A 20,771-nucleotide genomic window follows, 5' to 3' on the forward strand; every position below is an offset into this window, starting at 1 on the left:
CAAGAGCACTGCTCTCGAAATGTGGAAGAATGCGGCCATGACTCCCGCACCTCGTCCTCCCGGTCCGCGCGCCCAGGCACGCCAGCGCACGATGGAACGCATCGTCGAGCTGGGCAACGCGCAGCTCGTCGAGCAGGGAGTCGCGGGGCTGAGCGTGCGCGAGATCGCCCGCGGCCTGGGCATGGTCTCCTCCGCGATCTACCGCTACGTGGCCAGCCGGGACGAGCTGCTCACGCTGCTGATCGTCGATGCCTACGGCGATCTGGCCGACGCTGTGGGCGCCGCCGTCGACAACGCTGCCGTTGACAACGCTGCCGTTGGCAACGCTGCCGTTGGCAGCGCAGTCATCGATGATTCCGCCACGGCGGCCGGATTGACGGCCGGCGCGTCGAGTGATGGAGGATCCCGTGCACGCTTCCTCGCACTCGGGGATGCCATGTGCTCCTGGGCGATCGCGCACCCCGAACGGTGGACGCTCCTGTACGGCACGCCCGTGCGTGACTACTCCGCTCCGGCCGACGCCACCAACGCCGACGGCACGCGGGTGATGCAGGCGGTGCTCCGCATCGCCGCAGACGCTGCCGCCACCAGCACCACTGCCGCCACCGCCACGGCCACCACCGCTGCCGCCACTACCGGTACCACCGCTGCCACGGCCGCCGCCGCGATGGGACTGGAGGCGCAAGCAGGAATCGGCCCCATGGCGGGGGAGTTGGATCTCGCGCCTGAGGTCGCTGCGCTGCTCGAGAGCCATCTGGCCGAGTTCGGCGTCGAGACGACGCCAGCCACGGGGTTCGCTGCTCTGACCGTGTGGAGCAGCCTCGTCGGGATGGTCAGCGCACATGTGTTCAGGCAGCTCGGAGCTGATGCCGCCGCGGTCGGCGACCGCATTCTCGCCGCCCAGATCCGGGTGCTTGCGGACCTCATCGCGCCGCTCTGACTGCAATGGGGTTCAGGGGCCGCGGGGACTCTGATGGCAGTGAAGACGGCGATCAACGACGGGCTTCGGCCTCCTGCAGAGCTCCCAGCACAACGCGGACCACGGCGCTGAGCGTCGACGGCTCTCGCAGCCTCGCGCCGTCGGCCGAGGGAGTCACCACCACCCACCGGGCCGTACCTCGCCGGCGCATCCGACCGATCTCGATGCTGCGCCCCGTGGGCAGCGGGATCAGCAGGGCCCCGCTCGGGCCGACCAGCAGCCGACGCTCGAGATCCGGTCGATGCTCCAGCAGGAGGGCACGGATCGTCTCCCGCTCCGCGTGGGCGGTGCCGCCCGAAGCGGGGTGCGCGAGGATCGAGCCAGAGGAAGACATGCTCCGAGACTAGGAACGGGGTGTGACAGTCGACGGGGACATGGTTGACGGGGACGGTGCGAATCCCTTGCCACCAGCGGCAGTCATCAGCTGGCGGGGCAGAGAGTCCGGCAGTGGGGTCGTACAGTGCCGGAATGACCACGATCGATGCCTACGGTGTTCGCGCGCAGGAGTATGCCGAGCTGCTCGGCACGATCGAGGCGATGGCGCCCGAGGACCGGCACCGTATCGAGACCTGGGCCGGGGCCGTCGACGGACCGATTCTCGACGCCGGCTGCGGGCCAGGGCACTGGACCGCGCATCTGGCGGCTTTCGGATATGAGGTGCAGGGAATAGACCCGGTCCCGAAGTTCATCGAGATCGCACGCCGTCGCCATCCCGGGATCGAGTACGACCTCGGGTCCTTCGCGAATCTCGCCGACGGGTCCGTGCGGTCCGGTGGGGCAGGGGTCTGGAGCGGGATCCTTGCCTGGTATTCGCTGATCCATCTCGTGCCGAGAGAGGTGCCGGGAGCCCTTGCGCAACTGCACGGGGCTTTGCGGCCTGGGGGCTCCCTGCTGCTGGGTTTCTTCGACGGCCCGCGCCAGGAATCGTTCGCGCATGCAGTGGCGCCAGCGCAGCTCTGGCCGGCGGAGGAGATGGCGCAGCTGCTTGAGGAGGCCGGCTTCGACGTCGTCGACCTCGAGCGGCACGCGGATCCTGGCGCCCGACCACACGCCGCGATCATCGCGACCCGCCGCTGACGTCTCGGGCGTGGATGGCTACTGTGAGCGGTATGGGCACACGAGCGACGGATGGCAGTGCAGGCGACGCGAACTACGGGGAGATCGGCTCCTCGTACTCGCGGTACCGACGGCCCGACCCGCGGATCGCCGCGGTGATCAGGGAGGCGCTCGGGGATGCCCGCACAGTGCTCAACGTGGGCGCAGGCACGGGATCCTATGAACCGGCAGACCGGGAGGTGACCGCGGTGGAGCCCTCGGCGGCGATGCGGGCTCAGCGTCCTGCGGATCTGCCGTCCGCTGTGGACGCCACCGCGGAGCAGCTGCCCTTCGCCGACGACTCCTTCGACGCGTCGATGGCCACCTTCAGCGTCCACCAATGGCGGGACGTCGGCGCGGGCCTGTGCGAGATGCGCCGGGTGACCCGCGGCCCGGTCGTGATCCTCACCTGCGACCCGACGCGGGTCGAAGAGTTCTGGCTGCGTGAGTACGCCCCGGAGATCCTTGCCGTCGAGGCGCGTCGCTATCCCGCACTCGAGGTTCTTGCCGAGGGCCTCGGAGGGAACGTCTCGTGCAGCGTCGTCGCGATCCCGCAGGTCTGCACCGACGGGTTCACCGAGGCCTACTACGGCAGGCCGGAGCATCTGCTCGACGCGGAAGCCCAGCTGTCCTGCTCGGCGTGGAGCTTCGTGGAGCCGGCCGTCATCGCGCGCTTCACCCAGCAGCTCACGGTGGATCTCCTCACAGGCACCTGGGATGCGAAGCACGGAGCGCTGCGCACCCTTCCGCAGTACGAGGGGTCGCTGGTCCTTGTGTTCGCGGAGCCTTGAGAGAGACGATCACCCTCCGGGCCTGCCTTCAGAGTTCAACAGTGTGTTGACAACGAGTTGTTGATGCTCCAGGCTGGGCGGATGGACAGCAGCAGCCAGCACGACCCGTCGGACATCGACGTCACCCGCGAGATGCTCCGAGCCGCTGGAGCACGCGAGCTCCCGCGCGCTCCGTGGCAGCACCCGGCTGAGCCCCCAGAGGCGTCATCCCTGCTCCGCCTCGCGCTCCAGCGCGCCAATGCCGCTGCTGGTCACGCCTCGGCATCGGAGCTGACCGCCGCGCTGTCCTTGATCGAGACCGCGCGCTCCGACCTGGACACCCTCGAGGTCGCCCTTCTGCTCACTGCCCGTGCCGAAGGCCTGACCTGGGCGCAGATCGCTCGAGCGCTCGGGCTGCGTTCACCTCAGGCGGCACAGCAGCGGTATCAGCGGATCTCGCAGCGGCCGGTCGACACCGCTGTCGGACCCGACTCCGACCGCGACCGCGATTCACGCCGCGCCCACGACTCCGGCCGCGAGCTCGAGTCAGACAGCGGCACAGCATGAGTTCGCCGCGTTCTTCGAGCAGGCTCCTCACGCTCCACGCGGTGCGGCTCGCCGGATTCGCCGACGAGGAGGCCCTCGCCGATCGTGCCCTGCTCTCCCTCGACGCGATCCGAGCCGTGCTCGAGGACGCAGTGCGGGCCGACGAGGTGGAGACCGTGAGCTTCGCCGACGCCCGGGGCTGGATCCTCACCGAGCTCGGACACTCCCGTCTCTCAGCGCTGCTCCAGGACCAGGTCACCGCTGCCGAGGCGCGGGACGTGGTGGCCACGACGAAAGCCGTCTTCGAGCAGCCCGACGGAGTCAACGAGCGCTTCATCGAGGTCGTCTCCCGATGGCAGCTGCGTTCCACCGCTCCGACGCAGGGACCGGCCGAGGACGACGAGGCGGAGGAGGTCCACGCCCTGTTCTCCGAGCTCGCGACACTCGGCCGGCGGCTCCGCTCCGTGCTCGCCGAGCTGATCGCTCATCTGCCTCGCTTCGGGCGCTATCCCGCGCAGTACGACGCAGCGGTGCGCCGGGCGCGCACCGACGGGCTGGGATGGGTGACGGGCGTCGGGGTCCTCTCATGTCATGCCCTGTGGGCGGAGCTGCATCAGGACCTGCGCTCCACCGCCGGCGGTGACCGCCCGGCGGAGCCGGAGAGCCGAGGGGAGCGACGATGACGCGACGCACCCTGTACCTCGCCCGCCATGGGGAGGCGGATGCGCTCGGCACACTGACCGAACGGGGGCGTGAGCAGAGCCGGCGCCTCGGGTGCCGCCTCGCGAGCTCCCCGATCGACGTCATCTGGCATTCGCCTCTGCCGCGGGCGGCACAGAGTGCGGCCCTGGTCGCGGAGAGCCTGCCGGGTGTCCTGGTCGACGAGGCCCCGGAGCTCATCGACCACATCCCCTGCGTCCCCGAGCTGACGACGATGACGCCCACCTGGGCGGCGTTCTTCGACGGGTACGAGGCCGAAGAGGCGGCCGCCGGTGTACGCGCCGCTCACCGCCTCACCGAACGCTTCTCAGGGCAGAACCCCGCGGGAGCCCGACCCACGCACGAGGTGCTGATCACCCACGCCTACCCGGTGGCATGGATGGTGCGCGAGGCTCTCGGCGCACCTGCGGAGACCTGGCTGTCCCTCGCCGGGATGCCGAACACCGGGCTCACAGTCCTTGCGTACGACGACGGGCCGACACTCGTGCAGTGCGTCGGCGACCTCTCGCATCTCGCCGGCTTGGAGCATGAAGGGGCCCGGCGATGATCCACGATCTGCGCGACGCCCAGCTCCCGCAGTCCGGAGGGAAGGCCGCGGCCCTCGGGTCCCTGCTGCGCGCCGGGATCGATATCCCGCCCGGCATCGTCGTGCCGGTGCGGGAGTACCACCGGCACCTGCTGCGTGCCCGCCTCGACCCAGGCACGGCATCTCCCACAGAGCTGCGCGCGATGATCCTGCAGCTGCGCCTGGAAGCTGATCTGGTCCGTGCGCTCGAGAGCCGGCTGCGGTGCGGATCCGAGCAGGCGCTCGGCGACCTGCTGGCCGTGCGCTCCACGGCGACGAGCGAGGACGGGACCTCGGCGTCGGCCGCCGGGCAGCACGACAGCGTGCTCGCGGTGCGGGGAACCGACGCCGTCTGCGCAGCGATTCTGCGCTGCTGGGCCTCCCTGTGGTCCGAGCGCGCTGTCGCCTACCGCTGCGGCGAGGCCGCCAGGCACGGCGACGCCGCTCCGGACGATGCGCCTCCGCAGATGGCCGTGATCGTGCAGCAGTTCCTGGACGCCGACGTCTCCGGAGTGCTGTTCACCGGGGAGCAGCGAGTCCTCGAAGCCATCCGAGGACGGGGAGAGCAGCTGGTGGGCGGCGAGGTCACGCCAGATTCCTGGCGGATCGACGAGGGCGGGATCCAGAGCACCCGGGCCGGGTCGAATGCTCAGGGTGTGTGCCTGAACGAAGCGCAGGTGCATGCGCTGGACGCCCTCGGTGCTCGGGTCAGCCGGATCCTCGGGGCGCCGGCTGATATCGAATGGACCCTCGTGGGCGACCGGTTCCAGGTGCTGCAGGCCCGACCGATCACCGCGGCCGTGCCCGGGCCCCGCCCCGAAGCTTCCCCTGCTTCGGAGATCGGCACCCTGCAGGGCACTCCGGCGAGCGGTGGGTCCGCGACAGGTACGGCCCGGACTGTGCGGGGACCCCAGGACTTCCGACGGGTGCGACAGGGCGATGTGCTCATCTGCCGCTCCACCGACCCGGCCTGGACCCCGCTGTTCCGCATTGCGGGGGCCGTGGTCACGGAGGTCGGGGGAGTGCTCTCCCATGCGGCGATCGTGGCCCGGGAGCTCGGCATCCCGGCGGTCCTCGCGGTGCCCGGAGCACTGGCGGCCATCCCGGATGGCAGCGTCGTCACCGTGCACGGCGATGAGGGGCTGATCGCCTCGAAGCAGGCCAGCTGACGGTCACGGCAGCTCACGGTCACGCCAGATCGCTCACGCCAGATCGCTCACGGCAGGCCGCACTGGGCAGCCCCCTCGTCATGAGGCGCTCAGTCGCCGAGGATCGCGCCCCTCGAGGCGGACTTCACGAGCTTCACGTACTTGCCCAGCACGCCCTTGGTGAACTTGGGCGGCAGCGGCTCCCATCCCTCGCGTCGGCTCTCCAGCTCCGCCTCATCCACCAGCAGGTCCAGCGCCCCGGTCCCGACGTCCAGGCGGATCCGGTCTCCGTCGCGCACGAAAGCGATCGGGCCAGCATCGACGGCCTCGGGGGCGATGTGGCCGACGCACAGGCCGGTGGTGCCGCCGGAGAAGCGGCCGTCGGTCATCAGCAGCACGTCCTTGCCCAGCCCCGCACCCTTGATCGCGCCGGTGATCGCGAGCATCTCGCGCATGCCGGGCCCGCCCTTGGGGCCCTCGTAGCGGATCACCACCACGTCGCCGTGGGTGATGGTGCCGTCGTTCAGGGCGTCCAGCGCGTGCTGCTCGCGCTCGAACACGCGAGCGGTGCCCTCGAAGATGTCCTCCTCGAAGCCTGCGGACTTCACCACCGCTCCCTCGGGGGCGAGTGAGCCGTGCAGGATCGTGATCCCTCCAGTGGGGGCGATCGGTGCGGAGGCCGGTCGCAGCACCTTCCCGTCGGCCGGACGAGGGGCGAGCACCTCGAGGTTCTCCGCGATCGTGCGACCCGTGACGGTGAGGCAGTCCCCATCCAGCAGGCCCTCGTCCAGCAGAGTCTTCATCACCACCTGGATCCCGCCGACGTGGTCGACGTCGCTCATCACATAGCGGCCGTAGGGCTTCAGATCCGCGAGGTGGGGGACCTTCTTGCCGATGCGGGCGAAGTCTTCGAGGGTGAGGTCGACGTCGGCCTCATGAGCGATAGCCAGCAGGTGCAGCACCGCGTTGGTGGAGCCGCCGAAGGCCTGGACCACGGCGATCGCGTTCTCGAACGCAGGCTTGGTCATGATGTCGTGGCTGGTGATGCCCTGCCGGAGCATCTCCACCACGGCCTCGCCGGCACGGCGGGCGTCGGCATCGCGGCGGCGATCGGCCGACGGGGGAGTGGCCGAGCCCGGGATCGACATCCCGATCGCCTCGGCGGCCGTCGACATGGTGTTGGCCGTGTAGAAGCCGCCGCAGGCGCCCTCGCCCGGGCAGATCGAGCGCTCGATCCGGCCGACGTCCTCACGGTTCATCAGTCCGCGGGCGCAGGCGCCGACGGCTTCGAAGCCGTCGATGATGGTGACGTCCTTCTCCTCACCGCTCTCGAAGGTGACCCGTCCCGGCATGATCGTGCCCGCGTAGACGAACACGCTGGCCAGGTCCAGGCGGGCGGCGGCCATCAGCATCCCGGGCAGGGACTTGTCGCAGCCGGCCAGCAGCACCGAGCCGTCGAGCCGTTCGGCGCTCATCACCGTCTCGACGCTGTCGGCGATGATGTCGCGGGAGACCAGCGAGTAGTGCATGCCGTCGTGCCCCATCGAGATGCCGTCGGAGACGGAGATGGTGCCGAACTGCAGGGGGTAGCCGCCGCCTGCGTGCACGCCATCCTTCGCTGATTGCGCGAGCCGGTCCAGCGAGAGGTTGCAGGGGGTGATCTCGTTCCAGGAGCTCGCGATGCCGATCTGGGGTTTGACCCAGTCCTCATCGCCCATCCCCACTGCGCGGAGCATCCCGCGGGAGACGGTGGCGCCGAGCCCGTCGGTGACAGTGCGGCTGCGGGGTTTGATATCCGGGGCGGAGAAGGTGGCGTCGGCGTCGGCGAGAGGTGAGTCTGCGGTGCTGAGGGCGTCGTCGGCGTTCATGGCCCGACTCTATGCCTGGTCCGCATGGCGGGGAAGGGGCCCGCCCCTCAGTCGGGTGTAGCGGCTCAGCTGGGTGACGTGCTCCGGGGTGAGCTCCTGGAGGGTCGAGACCTGCAGGAGCTTCATCGTCCGCTCCACCTCCTCGGAGAGAATCTGGATCGTCCGATCCACACCCTGCCTGCCCCCGGCCATCAGGCCGTAGAGGTAGGCGCGGCCGATCAGCGTGAAGTCGGCGCCGAGGGCGATCGCGGCGACGATGTCCGCGCCGCTGCGGATCCCGGTGTCGAGGATGATCTCGAGGTCCTGGCCCACCTCACGCGCCACTTCGGGCAGCAGATGGAAGGGGACCGGGGCCCGGTCCAGCTGGCGCCCGCCGTGGTTGGACAGCACGATCGCGTCGACCCCGAGGTCGGCGAGCTTCTTGGCGTCCTCCACCGTCTGGACGCCCTTGACCGCGAACTTTCCGGGCCACATCTTCCGGATCTGCGCGAGATCCTCGTAGTCGATGCTGGGATCCATCGCGGAGTTCAGCAGCTCGCCGACGGTCCCGCCGGTCTGGCTGAGGGAGGCGAACTCGAGCTTCGGGGTGGTCAGGAAGTCCCACCACCACCAGGGCCGAGGGATGGCATTGGCCACGGTGGACAGGCTCAGCTGCGGCGGGATCGAGAAGCCGTTGCGGGCATCGCGCAGGCGCGCTCCGGCCACCGGGGTGTCGACGGTGAAGAACAGCGTGTCGTAGCCGGCCTGTGCCGCTCGCTCGACGAGCCCGTAGGAGATCTCCCGCTGCTTCATCACATAGAGCTGGAACCAGTTGCGGCCCAGCGGGTTCTCGGCCTTCACCTCCTCGATCGAGGTGGTGCCGAGGGTGGAGAGGGTGAAGGGGATTCCGGCGGCGCCGGCCGCGCCTGCCCCGGCGATCTCCCCCTCGGTCTGCATCAGACGGGTGAACCCCGTGGGTGCGATGCCGAAGGGCTGGGCGGAGCTGCCGCCGAGGATCTGTGTGGTGGTGTCCACCTGGGAGACGTCGTGGAGGATCGAGGGGTGGAATTCGACATCCTCGAAGGCCTCGACGGAGCGGGTCATCGAGATCTCCCGCTCGGCGGCGCCATCGGTGTAGTCGAATGCCGCGGCGGGAGTGCGATGCTTCGCGATCGTCCGCAGGTCATCGATGGACAGCGCGGAGCTGAGACGCCGGCGACGGGAGTCGAGGTCGATCTTCTTGAACTTCATGAGCTCCAGGAGCTCGGCGGGACGGGGGACCTGGCGCTTGACCAATGGGCTTCTCCTTGTGGATGGCTGTCACCGAGGGAACGAGGGCCAGCGACGCGAGGAATGGCGGACCGCGCTGTGGTCTGACCACACGAAAGAGACTAGTTGGTCGTGCAGCGGAGGGCAAGACCGCTGTCGCGCTGCAGGAGGCTCTGTGCTAGAACGTCCCCATGGTCGACAACACGCAGGGTAATGAGGTCGGACCGCAGGGCGCCGGTTCGAGGGAGCGGGGAGCCGCGTGGAAGCCGGTGGCGCGCAGCAGCACGCACCGGCTGGTCATCGACGCGATCGAGGACCAGATCATGACCGGCGCGCTCGCCGTCGGCGACCCCCTGCCGCCGGAGCGCGAACTCGCCTCCCAGCTCCAGGTCAGTCGCGCGGGGGTGCGTGAGGCGATCCGGGTGCTCGAGGCCTACGGCGTGCTGCACTCCGCGGTGGGCTCAGGACGGGGGGCGGGTACGTTCGTCTCGGCGCTGCCGAGCGCCGCTCTGGGTCAGTTCCTGCGTCTCCATGTCGCGCTGTCGAACTTCCGGCTGCCCGACGTCATCGAGGCGCGGATCCTGCTCGAGCGGGCGAGCTCCATGCTCGCCGCCGAGCGTGCCGATGCTGGGGCCCTGGCCGAGCTCGAGCGACTGCTGGCGGTGATGGATGCGCCAGGTGTGAGCCGTGAGGACTTCAGCGAGGCCGACACCGCGTTCCATGTCGCGATCGCGCAAGCAGGGGGCAACGCGCTGTTCTCCGAGCTGACTGCGGCGATCCGCGCGTCACTGCGCGCCCCGATCCTCGAGGGGTTCACGAAGGTCGCGCAGTGGGAGGATGTCGTGGGCAGCCTCCGCGCGCAGCACCACGAGATCTACCGGGCGATCGCCAGCAGGCGGGGAGAAGAGGCGGCGGAGCTGACCGTCACGCATATCCGCGCCGCGTCAGCATTGCTGCCAGGCCTGTCCGCGGACTGACCCGCCTCGTGATCCCGCCGGCACCCCGTCGGCAGGACGGGGCGCCGGCGGCGCGTACGGAGGGTGGGTCGAGGCGAGAACTTCAGGCTCCGGGCACCTGGCGCTCGTCCGGACCGTTGTAGACGGACAGCGGGCGGATCAGCGCATTGGCCGCGCGCTGCTCCATCACATGGGCGGTCCAGCCTGTGATCCGCGCGGCGATGAACAGCGGCGTGAACAGCTCGGTGTCGAAGCCCATCAGGTGATAGGTGGGGCCGGCCGGGTAGTCGAGGTTGGGCTTGATGCCCTTTGCCTCGTCCATCGCCTGCTCCAGCCCGTTGTACAGGCCGAGGATCTCGGGGCGGTCGAAGTGGGCGATCATCGCATCCATCGCCTGCTTCATCGTGGGCACCCGGGAGTCGCCGTGCTTGTAGACGCGGTGCCCGAAGCCCATCACCTTCTTCTTCTGCGCCAGAGCGTCCTCCATCCAGGCCTTGGCACGATCCTTGGCCTCCTCCTCCGTCTCCTCGGGACGGATGCCGAGCTCATCGAAGGTGTGCATCACCGCTTCGTTGGCGCCGCCGTGCAGCGAGCCCTTGAGCGCGCCGATCGCCCCGGCCACGGCCGAGTGCAGGTCCGACAGGGTCGAGGTGATGACGCGGGCGGTGAAGGTGGAGGCGTTGAAGGAGTGCTCCGCATAGAGCACCATCGAGACGCGGAAGGCGTCGACGACCTCGGGGGCGGCCTCCTCGCCGAAGGCCATCCACAGGAAGTTCTGCGAATAGTCCAGCTCCTCGCGGGGCGCGATCGGCTCCGTCGGCCCGTCCGCGCGCCGGCGCCGCTGCTCGTAGGCGATGACCGCCGGCAGCTGGGCGAACAGCCGTCGGGCCTTCTCCAGCTCGGCGTCGGGGGAGGAGTCCTCTGCGGTGGGATCGAGGGCGCCCAGCACCGAGACGGCCGTGCGCACCGCGTCCATCGGATGGCAGGTGGCAGGCAGCGAGTCCATCGCCGCCTTCACCTCCGGGGCAAGGTCCCGGTGGGCGCGTTCGTGGCGGGTGGCCTCGGCCAGCTCCTGTGCATCGGGCAGCTCACCGGTCCACAGCAGGTGCGCGACCGCTTCGACGGGCTGGGTCGCGGCGAGCTGCGGCACGGGGTAGCCGCGGTAGAGCAGCGAATTGGTCTCGGGGTTGACCTTCGAGATGCCGGAGACGTCGGCGATGACCCCGTTCAGGCCCTTGCGGATCTCACTGGTCTGGTCGTTCTCGCTCATGGCTCACTCCTGGGGGTCGACGGCGGTGTCTGGGGTGGTGGACGTGCGATGGGCGGCAGGGACCTCGAAATCGAACACCGAGGTGTCGAATCGGTTGTAGCCCTCATAGTCCACCAGTTCGTAGAGCCTGGCGCGAGTGAGCATCTCAGGAACCTGTGACTGCTGGGTGCCCTCGGCGAGGATGGACTCCAGCACTCGCTCGGCAGCGCCCATCGCCGACCGCAGCAGCGTGACGGGGTAGATCACCATCGCCACGCCCGCGGCGGCGAGCTGCTCGCGGGTGAACAGCTCGGACTTCCCGAACTCGGTCATGTTCGCGAGCACCGGCACGTCCAGCGCCGCGCAGACCCGTTCGAACTCGCCCAGATCCTTCAGCGCTTCGGGGAAGATCGCATCGGCCCCGGCATCGACCAGGGCCTTCATCCGGTCGATCGCGGCATCGAGCCCGTCGGTGGCGCGCAGGTCGGTGCGGGCCATCACCAGGAAGTTCTCATCCCGGCGGCCATCCGCTGCAGCACGGATCCGCTTCGTGGCGGTCTGGAGGTCCACCATGGCCTTGCCATCGAGGTGGCCGCAGCGCTTGGGATTGACCTGGTCCTCGATGTGGCAGCCGGCGAGCCCGGCATCCTCGAGCTCCTGGATCGTGCGGGCCACGTTCATCGGCTCGCCGAAGCCGGTGTCGGCATCGATCAGGCAGGGCAGATCGGTCGAACGGGCGATCTGCGCACCTCGGGCGGCGACCTCGGTCAGGGTGGTCAGGCCCACGTCCGGCAGCCCCAGCTCGTTGGCGATCACCGCCCCGGAGATGTACACCCCGGGGAAGCCCTTCTCCTGGATGAGCTTCGCCGACAGCGGCGTGAACGCGCCGGGGAAGGGCTGTGCTGCGCCGGGGGTCAGCAGAGCGCGCAGGTCCTGACGCTTCTGCGCCGGAGTCTTGGTGGAGGACAGCATCAGAACAGTCCCTTCGGGGCGGCCGACGCATTGATCACGCCGGGTGCGGCCTGGATGTTCAGCTGGCCCAGCTCCCCGGCAGGCAGCTGGGAGAGGTTGGCTGCGGCCTCGAGGAAGCGCTCGATCTCCGACGGCTCGACCAGACCTTCGGCCAGGGCACGGAACTTGCCGATGTACTGCTCGCGGGCGAAGGGCCGGGCGCCCTGCGGGTGGGCGTCGGCCACGGCGATCTGGTCCTCGATCACGGTGCCATCGGTGAGCGTGATGACCACCGCGCCGCCGAACGCCTTCTCGGCGAGGTCCAGCGAGTGGTAGCGGCGGGTCCACTCCGCGTCCTCTTCGGTGGTGACCTTGTGCCAGAGCGCCACGGTGTCGGGGCGGGCGGCGCGCTCAGGAGCGTAGGAACTCGCGTGATGCCAGGACCCGTCCTGCAGGGCGACCGTGAAGATGTACGGGATCGAGTGGTCGAGGGTCTCCCGCGACGCCGTCGGATCATACTTCTGGGGATCGTTCGCGCCCGAGCCGATCACGTAGTGGGTGTGGTGGGAGGTGCGGATCAGGATCGAGGCGACGTTCCCGGGATCGGTGGTCTCGGGGTGCTCGTTGTGGAGCCGGCGGGCCAGGTCGATCCAGGCCTGCGCCTGGTATTCCGCCGAGTGCTCCTTGGTGTAGGTGTCCAGGATGGAGCGCTTGGCTTCTCCGGCCTCTGGCAGCGGGACCGTGTAGCGGGCACCGGGGCCATCGAGCAGCCAGGCGATCACGCCGTCCTCGCCCTCGTAGATCGGGACCGGGGAGGTCTGGCCGCGCATCGACCGGTCCGCTGCCTCGACGGCCAGCTTCCCCGCGAAGGCGGGGGCGTGGGCCTTCCAGGTGGAGATCTCGCCCTTGCGGGACTGACGGGTCGCGGTGGTGGTGTGCAGCGCCTGCCCGATGGACTGGAACACGGTCTCGGTGTCCAGTCCCAGCAGAGTGCCGATCCCGGCGGCGGCCGACGGGCCGAGGTGGGCGACATGGTCGATCTTGTGCTCGTGCAGGCAGATCGCTCGCACCAGATCCACCTGCAGCTCATAGCCGGTGGCGATGCCGCGGATCAGATCACGGCCGGAGCGGCCGGTGTGCTCGGCGACGGCGAGGATCGGTGGGATGTTGTCCCCGGGATGGGAGTAGTCCGCCGCGAGGAACGTGTCGTGATAGTCCAGCTCGCGCACGGCCACACCATTCGCCCAGGCCGCCCACTCAGGGGAGGTGGTCTGGGAGATGCCGAAGACGCTCGCGCCTGAGCCGCCGGTGGAGACGGGGTGGCTGAGCGCCTGGCTGCGTGCGGAGATGATCGGCGCGCGGTTCAGCGAGGCAATGGCGACCGAGGCGTTGTCGATGATCCGGTTGATGATCATCTCCTCGACGTCAGCGTCGACCTCGACCGGGTCAACGGCGACCTCGGCCATCTTCCAGGCCAGCTGGCCTTCGCGGGGCAGGTTCTCATCGGAGCGGTGGACGCGGACGGCGTGGTCTCTCATGCTGATCTCTCCTGGGAGGTCGGGGTGTGGTGGGTGTGGTCTGTGCGGTCGGAGCCTGCGGTGTCGTCAGCGGGGGCTTCAGTCTCGGGGCGGTCGCCCTGCATGTGGGCGAGGGCGTGGTGGAGGTGAACGAGGGTGGTGGCCGCGGCGAGCTCCGGGTCTCCACCGGCGATGGCGTGCGCGATCGCGGCATGCTCCTGGGCGGAGGTGGCGAGCCGGGTGGGGGAGTTGCGAGCCAGTCGGCGCAGACGGCCCAGATGCAGGCGCAGTCCCCGCAGCGACTCTGCCAGGTAGGGATTGCCGCTGGCGGCGTCGAGCGCGGCGTCGAGTTCAGCCGTCAGGGAGTAATAGCCGGTGGGGTCGGTGCCGGTGGCGAGCTCTTCGGTGGCCCGGTCGAAGCGGGCCGCGAGGCTGCGGAAGGTCTCGCGCAGCGTGAGGCCATCGACGGGGTGGTTCGCGTGCTCTGCGGCGCGGCGGCTGGCGAGGGTCTCCAGCGCGATGCGCAGATCGAACAGCCGCGGGGCTTCAGCGAGAGAGACTGCGGTGACGACGACCCCGCGTCCAGCGGCGGGCGCTGCCAGCCCATCGGCGACGAGCCTCGACAGGGCCTCGCGCAGCGGAGTGCGAGACAGGCCCAGGCGTGCGGACTGCTCGACCTCGCCAAGGACCATGCCGGGGGCGAGGGCGCCGTCGATGATCCCCTCACGGAGGGCCTGGTAGGCCCGGTCGCTGGCACGCATGTCGCTCACTGTATACAGAGGGCGGTGGCAGTGGGCATATCTCGGTCGATCCCTCGCCCTCCCTCCGGTTCTGTATACAGAGACGGCGTTCGTGCCGGTGTGTCCGTTGCACGCACGGCCCGTGTGCAGATCTGGTGCCAGGGCCCTCAGAGCTCGCGGTTCGCAGCCTCGGGAGCCTTCGGACCTTCGGTGTCGGGAGAGCGTTCGGGAATCCAGGGGTCTTCGTTCTCGTCGACGGGGACATCGCCGTTGACGAGGCGAGATTCGAGGGACTTGGAGTAGATGGGAACCGGGTCCGAGGTGATCTCGATGGTGCCGTCGATGTCCTGCCATTCGCCGCCGTTGACGGAGAACTGTCCGGAGAAGGTGGTGGTGAGCGTGATGTCGTACCAGCCCTCCTGCGTGTACGTAGCCGAGACGGTTTCGGAGGGATACGGCTTGCCGGGGTTCGTGGTGCTGATGGTGTTCCCGTCCCCGAGATCCCAGTGATAAGAGATCGGGGTGGCACGGATCGCGACCGGGGTGTTGAGCAGCTCAGTGCTGAGCGTCTGGGTTTCAGGATCCGTGTGAAGGACGTTCACCATATTGACCGGCAGCCAGCCGTCGGCGGGCCCGGCGTGGGCCGCGAGAGGCTTCACTGGGAGTCGTGCGAAGTCCTCGCGGGTCACGGTGATCACGACGGGCGCTGCCTCTGCGAATTCAGGAGTGCCCGGCATTGCGCAGCGGAAGCCGAGGTCTACGTTCTCTCCACTCTCTCGGTCCACACGAATTCCACGTTGAGTCACGCCTTCGACGGGTGCTTCCGAGACTGTGGTGGCACCAATCTGTAACGTATCTCCCTGGCCCGTGACGCGACTGCCGTTCCCGGCCTCACAGGAATTTGGATCTGGCGTGCAAGACCAGGATGACCCGATTGTTAAATCAGTCCCGCACCCGGAGAACTCGGAGACGGGGACCCAGAGGTAGCTGTAGCGGGGTGGTGGGGCGGGTGCGCGAGAAGCGCCGCTCTCGGAGGTACTGCCGTCCCCTCCGTTCACAATTCTATCGCGTGCCTCCTGGACCGTGACACCTAGTCCACTTTCCGAATTCGAGGCCGCGGCTGAGGTGGATGGGGTGGGCGTGGGCGGCGGGTTCTTAGTGGGGGCTGTCAACGCAAAACTAGGGGCTGTGATGAGTGCTGCAGCGATAAGAAGTACGAATGCGAAGGGCAGGTATGCAGTTCGGCTGGACTCATGTTTCATCGCCGGTCTCCTCAAGCGCTAGCTCCTCGATGAGCCACGACTCTGACGCCCATGCCATTCCAGCAACTCCGGTCCACTCCTGTGCTGGAATCGGTGCGGATGAGTTGGGTTCTGTGTGCTGGCTAACTATGAAGACATAGCCGACTTCTACGTCGTAATTCTCCGACTCGAAGTTCGCTGTCCCGGTATCGACAATATCGATGTCTTTCCAGTGTTCTCCGCGTGCGTCATGTTCATTTACCGCCGAAGACATTTCTTTGCAGAGTGTGCATTCGTCTGAGAATAAGGTGTTGAGTGAGTCAGAGTCGCCGGACTGTCGTGCCCAGGCAAGAGTAGCGATGTAATACCGGAACGCCTGCTCCGCACCCTCTGGCGTCTGCTCATCCTTGCCCGCATAGTCCGCCGGATCCGGCGGCGGGATGTCGGGCGCGGCAGCCGTGGGTTCTTCGGTCTCACCCCCTCCGTCGCTCGGCTCGCTGTCACCGCCGCCATCGCTCGGGGCCTCGATATTTATGCTCGGCGGGGGAGTCGTGACGGTCCCCTCCTCGCCGTCGCCGCACGAGGCGAGGCTGAGAAGGAGAGCGCCAGCGGCAGCGGCGCTGAGTAGGCGACGGGGCATGGAAGTGCCTTCCGGGAGTGCGTCAGATCACGGTCACGCTACCCAGGAACGTTCAGGCTCGCCATCACATCACCGAGATTGTGGATAACTCCGGAGTCCGAACGCCTCGATCGTCTCGCCGGGATCGAGCACTGCGGCGGGGTGCGGCCCGGCCTGCAGCCAGGCCGAACGCCACTGGGCGACCTCTGGTGAAGCGAGCGCACCGCCCGCCAACAGCACCATATTCCCGTCAGCCGGAGTGCTCAGCAGCGAGGCGTGGGTCAGAGTCCACACTCCCGAGAGCCCGACTTCGGCGGAGGCGTCCTCGAGCTCACGCACCTGGGCGGCGAGGAACCGCTGACCGGCATCGTCGCCGACATTGACCAGCAGCAGACCATCGGCCTCGAGGTGCGCGATCGCTTCGAGGTAGAAGTCCTTTGTGGCCAGATGCGCCGGGGACTCGTCGCCGGAGAACACATCGAGCACGATCGCGTCGAAGCGACGACCCTCCATCACCGCGAGCTGTTCGCGGGCATCGCCGATCACGATCTCGAGGTCCGTGCCTTCCGGCAGGGGCAGCGCGGTGGTGACGAGAGTGGGTAGTTCCCGTTCGATTTCGATCACGACCTGTGCGGACCCGGGGCGGGTGGCCTGTACGTAACGCGCCAGCGTCAGCGCTCCTCCGCCGAGGTGCGCGATTCGCAGCGGCTTCCGTCGCGGCCACGCTTCATCGAGCACATTGGCGATGCGCCGCAGGTACTCGTGCACGATGTGCGTCGGATCCTCGAGGTCGACGTGGGACTGCTCCACTCCACCGATCTGCAGCGCCCAACCACCGGAGACCTCGTCCTTGACGATCCATGCCGGCTGATCGGAGAAGCTCAGCTGGGCACTGCGCTGTGCGCCGGGGAGAAAATCACTGGAGGCCATGGAGTCATTGTCCGCGATGCCGCATGCACTCCTCCCCATCCCGCCTGCTTCCAGGCCCGACAACCAGGCCCGACAATGGAGCCATGCATACTCTCGAACTCGGCGACCGCTCCTTCCGTGTGACTCGTGCGAACGGTTCCGAGCTGCCGGAGCTGGTCGCGCTCCTGGCGGACGACATGCTCGGCCGGGAACGGGAGAGCGCAGCTCTGGGACCCTATGAACGGGCCTTTGCACGTATCGACGGCGACGAGAACCAACTCCTGATCGCCGTGAGGGATGACACCGGTGCCCTCGTCGCGACGATGCAGCTCACGCTGATCCCCTCTCTGTCGCGCGGCGGAGCCACCCGACTGCAGATCGAGGCGGTCCGGGTCGCCGCATCGACGCGGGGAAGCGGCCTCGGCACAGCCCTGTTCCACTGGGCGCACCGGTGGGGGAGAGAGCACGGAGCACAGCTCGCGCAGCTGACCACGGATGCCGCCCGCACCGACGCCCACCGCTTCTATGACCGGCTCGGCTACCTGCCGAGCCATGTGGGGTACAAGCTGCCCCTGTGATCCGTTGCGGTATGCCGCGAGTCAGCGACGCGGCCCCGAGTGCACATGCACGTGCAGATGCTTCGAGTCCTGGTAGTGGCCCAGATTCGTGAGGACCGCGGCGGCGCCATGATCGCGCTCCACCTCGCGCGCCACCTGCTGGACCACGCCGAGCAGGGCTCGCAGATCGCCCTCCTCCGCGGCGTCCGCGGTGGTGAACGAGGCGATGTGCCGCCGCGGCACCACCACCACGTGCACCTGCCAGAACGGGCGGGTGTGGTGGAAGGCGAGAACACGCTCGTCGAGATGGACCACTTCGAGCGCACCGGGATCCGGGATCGCGATGTCGCAGTAGAAGTCATTGCCCGTGTACGCGGGCGGCGGTGTCGAAAGCTCCATGGGGTCAGTATCTTCGGTGTCGCATCCGGGCTGGGGACGTACGCCGACGTCCAGCCGAAGCACGCCCCTGAGCGATCAGTCCGGTGGATCTGCGCAGAACCGGCGCGCCCCGTGGCGCGGGAGCCTAAGGTGGGCGCATCCCGAGGACGTGATGCTGGTGAGGAGGACTATCCGTGCCGATCTACGAGTTCCGCTGCGAGAGCGACCATGAGTACGAGCGCTCCGTGCCGATGAGCACCCGCGACCAGGACCTCACCTGCCCCCGCTGCGGGGCCTCCTCGCGTCGCCGGATCAGCGCCCCGCGGCTCGGCACCCTCGGCTCTGCGGCAGGGAGGCTGCTGGAGAGCACCGCCGCGAGCGCCCACGAGCCTGCCGTCGTCGACCGGATCCCCGGCGCCCGACGGACCCCGGGAACCCGCACCACCCTGGACCCGCGCCACGCGCGGCTGCCGCGTCCCTGAGACCGGCACTGGACCTGGCGGGCCCGCGCAGAGGACCCGTCGCTGTGGAAGGAGAAGCATGCCAAAGAACGTGTTCCCTCTCGACTCCGCGAAGCCCTTCACCGAGCAGAAGATCCTCGGCCACAACCGCTGGCATCCGGATATCCCACCGGCTGTCAGCGTCAACCCTGGTGACGTCTTCCGCGTCGACTGCCGCGAATGGTTCGACGGCTACATCAAGAACGACGACTCCGCCGAAGACATCGCCACCGCACCCCTGCACACCGTCCACACCCTCTCCGGCCCGTTCCGCATCGACGGCGCGAAGCCCGGTGACCTGCTGGTCGTGGACATCCTGGACGTCGGCCCGATCCCGCAGGAGGACTCCGGCCCGCTGGCCGGGCAGGGCTGGGGTTACACCGGCATCTTCGCCAAGCGCAACGGCGGCAGCTTCCTCACCGACGAGTTCCCCGACGCCTACAAGGCCGTCTGGGACTTTCGCGGCGACCGGACCACCTCCCGCCACGTGCCCGGCGTCGAGTTCACCGGGATGATCCACCCCGGCCTGATGGGCACCGCCCCTTCGCCCGAGCTGCTGAAGACGTGGAACAGCCGCGAAGGGGCGTTGATCGCCACCGAACCGGACCGTGTCCCCGCGCTCGCACTGCCCCCGGAGCCCAACGGTGCAGTTCTCGGCGGCGTGCCGAAGGATGACTGGGACCGGGTGGCCGGGCAGGGCGCCCGCACCGCACCGCCGCGTGAGAACGGCGGCAACCAGGACATCAAGAACCTCACCAAGGGCACCCGAATCTTCTATCCGGTGTTCGTGGACGGGGCGAACTTCTCCGTGGGCGATCTGCACTTCTCCCAGGGCGACGGCGAGATCACCTTCTGCGGTGGCATCGAGATGGGCGGGTTCCTCGACCTCCACGTCGACGTCATCAAGGGAGGGATGGAGAAGTACAACGTCTCCGAGAACGCGATCTTCATGCCCGGCAACACCGCACCGCAGCACAGCCGGTGGCTGTCCTTCTCCGGCACCTCGGTGACCCTCGACGGCGAGCAGCGCTACCTCGACTCTCACCTCGCCTACCAGCGCGCCTGCCTGCACGCGATCGACTATCTGTCGACCTTCGGCTGGTCGAAGGAGCAGGCATACCTGCTGCTCGGGGCGGCGCCGATCGAGGGCAGGTTCTCGGGCGTCGTCGATATCCCGAATGCCTGCGCCACGGTCTACCTGCCATTGGACATCTTCGACATCGACATCCGCCCCGGCAGCGGCGACGTGCCGAAGATCGATCCGGGGATCGGTGCACCCCGGGCGAGCGTCGACTGAGCACGGAGCGCTGAGAGCTGAACGCCTGGGCGCTGAACGCCTGGGCCGACGGGGGAGCGTCGGCCCAGGCGCTTCGACGCCTGCACTTCCAGTGGCTGACGGGCCACTCCGCGACGTACGCTCATCGCAATCACACCTCGGAGGAAGGACCCATCTTGACCGGCACCACGCAGGCGACTCCCGATCTCACCGCTACGGTCGCCGCCCTGCGCGAGGAGCTGGCCGGGCTCGAGGATGAACGGATCCGCGCAGTCAATGCCCGGCGCGGCGACGACCACGCCGTGAACCTCACGAAGCTCCGCGGCATCGCCAAGCGCGTGAAGGTGCAACCTGGACTCGCCAAAGCGCTCTGGGAGACGCCGGCCCAGGACTCCACGCCCAAGCTGCTCGCGCTCCTGATCTCCCGCCCGAAGCAGTACTCCCAGGAGGACCTGGACCGGATGCTCCGGGAGGCCGGGACCCCCAAGGTCCACGACTGGCTGGTCAACTACCTGGTGAAGAAGAGCCCTCACCGCGAGGCGCTGCGCGAGGCCTGGTTCGCCGACGCCGACCCGGTGGTCGCGAGCGCCGGCTGGGCACTGACCAGCGACCGGGTGGTGAAGAAGCCCGAGGGCATCGACCAGGATGCGCTGCTGGATCAGATCGAGGCCGAGATGAAGAATGCCCCGGCGCGCCTGCAGTGGGCGATGAACGACTGCCTCGGTCAGATCGGCATCACGAACCCCGCGCTGCGCGCACGTGCTCGCGACATCGGGGTGCGACTGGAAGTCCTCAAGGACTACCCGACGCCGCCGAACTGCACCTCACCGTTCGCGCCGCTCTGGATCGACGAGATGGTCCGCCGAGGGCGCGCCGCCTGAGAAGCTCGACCTCCACTCGGTGTCCCCGTCGACAGCCTCCTCGAAGCCGTCATCATCC

The 20,771-nt window shown here is 68.6% G+C and carries 23 protein-coding genes; 12 read left to right on the plus strand and 11 right to left on the minus strand.

What is annotated here, in order from left to right:
- Window positions 1-37: 37 nt before the first annotated feature.
- Window positions 38-940 carry a TetR/AcrR family transcriptional regulator gene (locus ABD893_RS07870; RefSeq protein ID WP_345077934.1) on the plus strand — a complete coding sequence of 301 codons (903 nt, stop codon included), beginning with the start codon at window positions 38-40 and terminating at the stop codon, window positions 938-940.
- Window positions 941-992: 52 nt separating this feature from the next.
- Here the strand turns inward: ABD893_RS07870 and ABD893_RS07875 are convergent, their stop codons facing one another.
- Window positions 993-1,313 (minus strand): hypothetical protein, encoded by a 321-nt coding sequence (locus tag ABD893_RS07875; RefSeq protein WP_345077937.1) that lies wholly within the window; start codon window positions 1,311-1,313, stop codon window positions 993-995.
- Between the two features lie 134 nt (window positions 1,314-1,447).
- Between ABD893_RS07875 and ABD893_RS07880 the strand changes: the two genes are divergently transcribed.
- The 6 genes from ABD893_RS07880 (at window position 1,448) to ABD893_RS07905 (ending at window position 5,844) form a co-directional block, all read left to right on the plus strand.
- Window positions 1,448-2,056 carry a class I SAM-dependent DNA methyltransferase gene (locus tag ABD893_RS07880; protein WP_345077940.1) on the plus strand — a complete coding sequence of 203 codons (609 nt, stop codon included), beginning with the start codon at window positions 1,448-1,450 and terminating at the stop codon, window positions 2,054-2,056.
- A 32-nt stretch (window positions 2,057-2,088) separates the two neighbouring features.
- Window positions 2,089-2,865, plus strand: coding sequence for a class I SAM-dependent methyltransferase (locus ABD893_RS07885; protein WP_345077943.1), 777 nt, complete (start codon window positions 2,089-2,091; stop codon window positions 2,863-2,865).
- Window positions 2,866-2,946: 81 nt separating this feature from the next.
- Window positions 2,947-3,411, plus strand: a complete 465-nt coding sequence (locus tag ABD893_RS07890) for a hypothetical protein (RefSeq protein WP_345077946.1) — start codon at window positions 2,947-2,949, stop codon at window positions 3,409-3,411.
- Window positions 3,408-4,073: a transcriptional regulator gene (locus ABD893_RS07895; protein ID WP_345077949.1), complete on the plus strand. Its 666-nt coding sequence runs from the start codon at window positions 3,408-3,410 to the stop codon at window positions 4,071-4,073. The genes ABD893_RS07890 and ABD893_RS07895 overlap by 4 nt, the downstream gene beginning before the upstream one ends.
- Entirely contained in the window at window positions 4,070-4,657 is a 588-nt protein-coding gene (locus ABD893_RS07900) for a histidine phosphatase family protein (protein WP_345077952.1), read from the plus strand. Before ABD893_RS07895 ends, ABD893_RS07900 begins: the two co-directional genes overlap by 4 nt.
- Window positions 4,654-5,844 carry a PEP/pyruvate-binding domain-containing protein gene (locus ABD893_RS07905; protein WP_345077955.1) on the plus strand — a complete coding sequence of 397 codons (1,191 nt, stop codon included), beginning with the start codon at window positions 4,654-4,656 and terminating at the stop codon, window positions 5,842-5,844. The genes ABD893_RS07900 and ABD893_RS07905 overlap by 4 nt, the downstream gene beginning before the upstream one ends.
- Before the next feature lie 89 nt (window positions 5,845-5,933).
- On the opposite strand, the gene ilvD is transcribed toward ABD893_RS07905, so the two are convergent.
- Window positions 5,934-7,691, minus strand: a complete 1,758-nt coding sequence (gene ilvD, locus ABD893_RS07910; protein ID WP_345077958.1) for a dihydroxy-acid dehydratase — start codon at window positions 7,689-7,691, stop codon at window positions 5,934-5,936.
- Between the two features lie 9 nt (window positions 7,692-7,700).
- On the minus strand, window positions 7,701-8,966 hold the full coding sequence (locus ABD893_RS07915; RefSeq protein ID WP_345077962.1) for an alpha-hydroxy acid oxidase: 1,266 nt from the start codon (window positions 8,964-8,966) through the stop codon (window positions 7,701-7,703).
- A 242-nt stretch (window positions 8,967-9,208) separates the two neighbouring features.
- Between ABD893_RS07915 and ABD893_RS07920 the strand changes: the two genes are divergently transcribed.
- Window positions 9,209-9,916, plus strand: a complete 708-nt coding sequence (locus tag ABD893_RS07920; RefSeq protein WP_345077965.1) for a FadR/GntR family transcriptional regulator — start codon at window positions 9,209-9,211, stop codon at window positions 9,914-9,916.
- Between the two features lie 82 nt (window positions 9,917-9,998).
- On the opposite strand, the gene ABD893_RS07925 is transcribed toward ABD893_RS07920, so the two are convergent.
- From ABD893_RS07925 to ABD893_RS07955, 7 genes are all read right to left on the minus strand, one after another.
- A complete protein-coding gene (locus ABD893_RS07925) occupies window positions 9,999-11,165 on the minus strand; it encodes a bifunctional 2-methylcitrate synthase/citrate synthase (RefSeq protein ID WP_345077968.1) in 1,167 nt (388 codons plus the stop codon).
- A 3-nt stretch (window positions 11,166-11,168) separates the two neighbouring features.
- Window positions 11,169-12,116, minus strand: a complete 948-nt coding sequence (prpB, locus tag ABD893_RS07930; RefSeq protein ID WP_345077971.1) for a methylisocitrate lyase — start codon at window positions 12,114-12,116, stop codon at window positions 11,169-11,171.
- Window positions 12,116-13,633 (minus strand): MmgE/PrpD family protein, encoded by a 1,518-nt coding sequence (locus ABD893_RS07935; RefSeq protein ID WP_345077974.1) that lies wholly within the window; start codon window positions 13,631-13,633, stop codon window positions 12,116-12,118. The genes prpB and ABD893_RS07935 overlap by 1 nt, the downstream gene beginning before the upstream one ends.
- Window positions 13,630-14,373 (minus strand): GntR family transcriptional regulator, encoded by a 744-nt coding sequence (locus ABD893_RS07940; protein WP_345077977.1) that lies wholly within the window; start codon window positions 14,371-14,373, stop codon window positions 13,630-13,632. Before ABD893_RS07940 ends, ABD893_RS07935 begins: the two co-directional genes overlap by 4 nt.
- A 146-nt stretch (window positions 14,374-14,519) precedes the next feature.
- Window positions 14,520-15,089, minus strand: coding sequence for a PKD domain-containing protein (locus tag ABD893_RS07945; RefSeq protein WP_345077980.1), 570 nt, complete (start codon window positions 15,087-15,089; stop codon window positions 14,520-14,522).
- Between the two features lie 514 nt (window positions 15,090-15,603).
- On the minus strand, window positions 15,604-16,233 hold the full coding sequence (locus tag ABD893_RS07950; RefSeq protein ID WP_345077983.1) for a DUF6318 family protein: 630 nt from the start codon (window positions 16,231-16,233) through the stop codon (window positions 15,604-15,606).
- 69 nt (window positions 16,234-16,302) lie between these two features.
- Window positions 16,303-17,142: a spermidine synthase gene (locus ABD893_RS07955; RefSeq protein WP_345077986.1), complete on the minus strand. Its 840-nt coding sequence runs from the start codon at window positions 17,140-17,142 to the stop codon at window positions 16,303-16,305.
- A gap of 83 nt (window positions 17,143-17,225) precedes the next feature.
- Here ABD893_RS07955 and ABD893_RS07960 point away from each other — a divergent pair, with 83 nt between their 5' ends.
- Window positions 17,226-17,699: a GNAT family N-acetyltransferase gene (locus ABD893_RS07960; protein WP_345077989.1), complete on the plus strand. Its 474-nt coding sequence runs from the start codon at window positions 17,226-17,228 to the stop codon at window positions 17,697-17,699.
- 21 nt (window positions 17,700-17,720) lie between these two features.
- Here the strand turns inward: ABD893_RS07960 and ABD893_RS07965 are convergent, their stop codons facing one another.
- The gene (locus ABD893_RS07965; RefSeq protein ID WP_345077992.1) at window positions 17,721-18,077 is read right to left on the minus strand and encodes an HIT family protein; all 357 of its coding nucleotides are present in this window, start codon (window positions 18,075-18,077) and stop codon (window positions 17,721-17,723) included.
- A gap of 173 nt (window positions 18,078-18,250) precedes the next feature.
- Here ABD893_RS07965 and ABD893_RS07970 point away from each other — a divergent pair, with 173 nt between their 5' ends.
- From ABD893_RS07970 to ABD893_RS07980, 3 genes are all read left to right on the plus strand, one after another.
- Window positions 18,251-18,538, plus strand: coding sequence for an FmdB family zinc ribbon protein (locus tag ABD893_RS07970; protein WP_345077995.1), 288 nt, complete (start codon window positions 18,251-18,253; stop codon window positions 18,536-18,538).
- A gap of 58 nt (window positions 18,539-18,596) precedes the next feature.
- Window positions 18,597-19,853 (plus strand): formamidase, encoded by a 1,257-nt coding sequence (gene fmdA, locus ABD893_RS07975; protein WP_345077998.1) that lies wholly within the window; start codon window positions 18,597-18,599, stop codon window positions 19,851-19,853.
- A gap of 155 nt (window positions 19,854-20,008) precedes the next feature.
- On the plus strand, window positions 20,009-20,713 hold the full coding sequence (locus ABD893_RS07980; protein WP_345078001.1) for a DNA alkylation repair protein: 705 nt from the start codon (window positions 20,009-20,011) through the stop codon (window positions 20,711-20,713).
- Window positions 20,714-20,771: the final 58 nt, after the last annotated feature.

Source organism: Brachybacterium paraconglomeratum (genome assembly GCF_039541415.1).
GTDB classification, from domain to species: Bacteria; Actinomycetota; Actinomycetes; order Actinomycetales; family Dermabacteraceae; genus Brachybacterium; species Brachybacterium paraconglomeratum_A.